The sequence below is a fragment of the Pinirhizobacter sp. genome (assembly GCF_035317885.1).
Lineage (GTDB): Bacteria > Pseudomonadota > Gammaproteobacteria > Xanthomonadales > Rhodanobacteraceae > Pinirhizobacter.
On record NZ_DATHFX010000331.1, the window covers coordinates 1 to 4,722 of the forward strand.

Here is a 4,722-nt window from a genome sequence, read left to right on the forward strand (position 1 = left end):
GTAAATGCATTACCGCGTACGACGTGGCCTGGGCACTGTCGATGGGCGCGGATTTCGTCAATTCAGCCCGGGGCTTCATGCTGGCGCTGGGTTGCATCCAGTCGCTGCAGTGCAACCGCAACACGTGTCCCACCGGCATTACCACGCACAACCCGCGCCTGCAGCGTGGCCTGGTGGTGGGCGACAAGAGCGAGCGCGTGTACCACTACGCCACCAACCTCATGCATGAGGTTGGCACCATCGCGCACAGCTGCGGGGTGAAGGAGCCGCGCCAGCTGCGCCGCAAGCATTGCCGCGTGGTGGGCGACGACGGCCTGTCGATCTCGCTGGCCAAACTGCACCCCTATCCGGTCCCGCCGCCTGCCTCCTAGACCTGTGGCTGCCACAGGCCGTTGCGGCGTATTTCCAGCGGACGGAAGCACTTCTTGTAGTCCATCTTCGGATGGCCTTCGATCCAGAAGCCAAGGTATACATGCGGCAGTCCGCGTCGGCGCGCCAGCGCCACCTGGCTGAGGATGCCGAAGGTGCCCAGCCCGCGTTCGGCATGGCTGGGGTCGAAGAACGTATAGACGGCCGAAACCCCATTGAGGCAGACATCGGTGACCGCCACGCCGAGCAGCGTCGTTCCCTGGCGGAACTCCAGGAACACCGTGGGGCTCCACGGCGCGGTAAGGAACCGGGCGAAGTCGTCGCCGTCGGCAGCATCCATGCCGCCACCGGGGTGGCGGGTGCGCAGGTAGCGTTCGTACAACCGGTGGCGCTCGCGGGTGTAGCCAGGTTCCGCCTCGATGACGGTGAGGTCGGCGTTGCGCCGCTCGCAGCGCCGCTGGCTGCGGTCGGGCGAGAAATGATCGGCATCGATGCGGCAAGCCACGCATGCCCGGCACTGGTCGCAGTTGGGGTGGTATAGGTGGCCGCCTGCCCGGCGGAATCCGCCGGCCAGCGCGGTGCCGTATACCTTGTCCAGTTGCGGTGCCGCCGGGTCGATCACCAGGTTCTGCGCCGTACGCTCGGGAAAATACCCGCAGGCGTGGGGCAGGGTCTGGAACAGGCGGACGCGTTCGGAGCGCATGGGACGATTCTAGCCCGGTCGCGGTTTTCTTTCGTTCATGGCGCCTGGGCCGTGGCGGTCAGATGAACTGGACCATTTTCAGCGCCACCACCACGAATACGCCCAGCACCACGGCCAGTGTCATCAGCCGGATGCGCGAGGCGGTGCGTTGGGGCGCCGGTTGCCGGGACGCGGCCAGTTCCTCGCCAAAGCGCACCACCGGCTCAATGCCCAGTGCCTTGATCGTGGCGCGGGCCCGGGTGTAGTCGTCGGCATGGATCACCCATACCTGCTCCCAGGCAGAGCGGTCCGGCTGCTTCTGCGTGTAGCTGAAACGCTGGTAGGTCGAGCGCTTCAGGACCGAACGGCCTTCGATCCTGGTTTCGATGCCGTCATCGGCCAACAAGGCCACGATGCGGTCGATGTTTTCCGGGCGGGGGGAGGTATAGAGCTCACGCATGGTGGTGAGTGTAGCCAAGCGTCATCATGATCGCAGCCTGATCAGGCCTTCCTGTGCAGTGGAAGCCACCAGGCGTCCATCTTTGGTGAAAATCATGCCGCGGGCAAGGCCACGGCCGCCCTGCGCCGTGGGGCTGTCGAAGGAATACAGCAGCCATTCGTCGGTACGGAACGGGCGGTGGAACCAGATGGCGTGGTCCAGGCTCGCCATCTGGATATTGTGCGTGAACAGCGAAAGCCCGTGCGGAAGCGTGGCCGTGCCGATCAGGTGGAAATCCGATGCATAGGCCAGCAAGGCACGGTGCAGGGCCTGTTCGTCGGCCACGGGCGCGGTGAGGCGAAACCAGATGTGCTGGTACGGCGGGCGTTTGGCCGGGCGCAGTTCGTCTCGCGGCCATACGTGGCGGAATTCGAAGGGTCCCTGGCGGTCGAGCCAGCGACGGGCTTTCTCGGGCAACTTCGCAAGTTCCTCGGCCGGCAGCGGCGGCAGGGGCTCAACGTCTTCGGGCATCGGCACTTCGGGCATGGCCATCTGGTGTTCCACGCCCTTTTCAAAGGCCTGGAAGGACACCGAGCAATCCAGGATGGGCTGGCCATGCTGGATGGCCACCACGCGCCGCGAGGAGAACGAACCGCCGTCGCGGGTACGCTCCACGCTGTAGACGATCGGCGCGTTGATGTCCCCGGCGCGCAGGAAATAGCCGTGCAGCGAGTGTGCCTCGCGGCTGGGGTCGGTGGTCTGCTGGGCGGCCGAAAGCGCTTGGCCCAGCACCTGCCCGCCGAACACGTAGGGCGTGCCGATGTCGCGGCTCTGTCCGCGGAACAGGTTGTCCTCCAGGCGCTCGAGCTTCAGGAGGTCGACGAGTTCGGCGACGTGGTTGTCGTGCATGGGTCCGGCCCGGTCATGGAAGCGGGCCATTATAGGTGGAAGCGAAGGCGCTACCCGCGGCCCAGGCGTCGCAGCCGGCAGGCATCGAGTACGCGCCCCCAGGGAAACTGGGGCCCAGGGTCGCGCTTGCGCGGCACCTCCACCGACTCGTCGTTGCTGGCCGGCACCATGGCGGTGTCCAGGTCTTCGTGGCCGGCGATGCGGGCAAGGTTGGGCAACTGCGCGCGCAGGCTCGCCAGCAGGCTATCCAGTGCATGGATCTGCGCGGCGGGATAGGGCTCGGTCATCACTTGCCGGCGTGAGTCGAACCAGTCGGGGTAGCGGCCGATGTTCACCAGCTCAATGCCCACCGAACGGGCGTTATAGCCGCGGCAATGGTGGGCCACCCGTTCCGGCGGCACGTAGCAGACGGTGCTGCCGTCGCGGTCGATGTAATAGTGGCCGCTGTTGCCCGCGCCGCTGTCATGCACCACGCGTATCCCGTAGTCCCGGGCCATGGCCATGTCCGGCAATTCCGTGCAGTGGATGACCACCAGGTCGATCGCCGCGAGCGGGCGTTCGGCCAGGATGTCGACATAGGGCAGGTATTGTTGGGTGATGGCGGCCATGGCGGGAGTCTGCCATGGGCGGCGCCTGATACGATACGCGGTCACCCGTTACCCCCGGAGGCCGCCATGGCCGGCCACATCATCCTTTCCCATGGCTCCGACAGCGGCCCGGACGCGACCAAGGTCAGCGTGCTGGCGGCCCTGGCAAGTTCGGTCGGCTGGACCTGCCAGCGGCTGGACTACCGCCAGGACGATCTCCCCGGCCATGCAGCTTCCGTACTTCCCCGCCTGGCACGGCTGCGCGCCGCCATCGACGCCTCGCCCAGTCCGCCGGTGCTGGTTGGCTCGAGCATGGGCGCCTTCGTCTCTTCACTGGTGTCGCTGGACCGGGCCGTGGCCGGGCTTTTCCTGATGGCCCTGCCGGTGGAAATCCCGGGGTTCGAAAAGTGCCTGGACCTGGCGCGTGACGTGCCTTCGTTTTTGGTCCATGGCTACGACGATGATGTCTGCCCTGCCGACCGCGCCCTGGGCTTTGCCGCCGGGGCCGGCATGCCCATACTGCTGCTGGCCGACGACCATCGGCTTTCGGCGCACGTGGAGGCCATCGCCGGCCAGTTCCTGTTGTTCCTGGAGCAGTTTGGCGAATGAATACCTGGTTCGCCACCTGTCCGAAGGGCCTGGAACTGTTGCTGCGCGACGAACTGGTCGCCCTGGGCGCCACCGACGTGCACGAAGCCCTTGCCGGCGCACATTTTTCAGGCGACAAGGCCGTGGCCTACCGGGCCTGCCTGTGGTCAAGGCTGGCCAGCCGCATCCTGATGCCGCTGGGCGAGTTCGACGCCGCGGACGGCGATGCCCTTTACCAGGCCATCGGCTCGATCGACTGGTCCACCCACCTGGCACCGCACGGCACGCTGGCCGTGGACGCCAACACCGCGCTATCGAAGCTGACGCATAGCCAGTACATCGCCCTGCGCGCCAAGGACGCCATCGTCGACCAGTTCCGCCAGGCCAGCGGCGCCCGGCCCGATGTCGACCCGGACGAGCCGGACATGCGCGTGAACCTGCGCCTGCGCCGAGACCGGCTTACCGTGTCGCTGGACCTGGCCGGGTCCCCGTTGCATCGACGCGGCTGGCGCGAGTTGCAGGGCGAGGCCCCGCTGAAGGAAAACCTCGCCGCCGCGATCCTGCTCCGGGCGCGCTGGCCGGAAACCTATGCCGCCGGCGGCGCCTTGCTCGACCCGATGTGCGGCTCAGGCACCCTGCTGATCGAAGGCGCGCTGATGGTGGCCGATGTCGCGCCGGGCCTGCGCCGGGAGTATTTCGGTTTCCTTGGCTGGCGAGGGCACGACATTGCGCTCTGGCGGAGCCTGTTGGAGGAAGCCAACGCGCGGGCGATGGCGGGGCTGCGCGAACTTCGTCCGGTGTTCTTCGGCAGCGACGCCGACCCACGCATGGTGCAGACCGCCAAGCGCAATGCCCAGGAAGCGGGTGTTGCCGGTTTCATGCACCTGGACAAGCGCGATGCCCTCCATGTGGAGCCGCCGCCGGCGACGCCCACGGGACTGGTGGTGACCAACCCGCCCTACGGCGAGCGCCTGGGCGACCGGGCGGAACTGCCCTCGCTCTACCGCGATTTCGGCGACGTGCTGCGTAGCCGCTTCGGCGGCTGGCGTGCCGCGGTGCTGGCCGGCGACACGGAGCTGGGCCAGGCGATGCGGCTGCGCCCGGACAAGCGTTACGCGCTGTTCAACGGCGCCCTGGCCACGGTACTG

General features: G+C 67.3%; 7 protein-coding genes. 3 read left to right on the forward strand and 4 right to left on the reverse strand.

Annotated features, from left to right (window positions below):
• Positions 1-371, forward strand: a 371-nt coding sequence (locus tag VK519_RS10725; protein WP_324349690.1) for a glutamate synthase-related protein, incomplete at its 5' end; no start/stop codon positions are given.
• On the opposite strand, the gene VK519_RS10730 is transcribed toward VK519_RS10725, so the two are convergent.
• The 4 genes from VK519_RS10730 to VK519_RS10745 are packed head-to-tail and all read right to left on the reverse strand — an operon-like array spanning position 368 to position 3,007.
• On the reverse strand, positions 368-1,072 hold the full coding sequence (locus VK519_RS10730) for an arginyltransferase (protein ID WP_324349691.1): 705 nt from the start codon (positions 1,070-1,072) through the stop codon (positions 368-370). The genes VK519_RS10725 and VK519_RS10730 overlap by 4 nt on opposite strands.
• Before the next feature lie 58 nt (positions 1,073-1,130).
• Positions 1,131-1,529, reverse strand: a complete 399-nt coding sequence (locus tag VK519_RS10735) for a putative signal transducing protein (RefSeq protein ID WP_324349693.1) — start codon at positions 1,527-1,529, stop codon at positions 1,131-1,133.
• A 6-nt stretch (positions 1,530-1,535) separates the two neighbouring features.
• Positions 1,536-2,399 (reverse strand): acyl-CoA thioesterase, encoded by an 864-nt coding sequence (locus tag VK519_RS10740; protein WP_324349694.1) that lies wholly within the window; start codon positions 2,397-2,399, stop codon positions 1,536-1,538.
• A gap of 50 nt (positions 2,400-2,449) precedes the next feature.
• Entirely contained in the window at positions 2,450-3,007 is a 558-nt protein-coding gene (locus VK519_RS10745; protein ID WP_324349696.1) for an N-acetylmuramoyl-L-alanine amidase, read from the reverse strand.
• A 66-nt stretch (positions 3,008-3,073) separates the two neighbouring features.
• Between VK519_RS10745 and VK519_RS10750 the strand changes: the two genes are divergently transcribed.
• Entirely contained in the window at positions 3,074-3,595 is a 522-nt protein-coding gene (locus VK519_RS10750; RefSeq protein WP_324349698.1) for an alpha/beta hydrolase, read from the forward strand.
• Positions 3,592-4,722: THUMP domain-containing protein (locus VK519_RS10755; RefSeq protein ID WP_324349700.1), on the forward strand; the 1,131-nt coding region annotated here is incomplete at its 3' end. The genes VK519_RS10750 and VK519_RS10755, both read left to right, overlap by 4 nt.

Coding starts and splice junctions, on each gene's coding strand:
- VK519_RS10730 (WP_324349691.1), bottom strand. CDS start 1,072: ATGCGCTCCGAACGCGTCCGCCTGTTCCAGACCCTGCCCCACGCCTGC.
- VK519_RS10740 (WP_324349694.1), bottom strand. CDS start 2,399: ATGCACGACAACCACGTCGCCGAACTCGTCGACCTCCTGAAGCTCGAG.
- VK519_RS10745 (WP_324349696.1), bottom strand. CDS start 3,007: ATGGCCGCCATCACCCAACAATACCTGCCCTATGTCGACATCCTGGCC.
- VK519_RS10750 (WP_324349698.1), top strand. CDS start 3,074: ATGGCCGGCCACATCATCCTTTCCCATGGCTCCGACAGCGGCCCGGAC.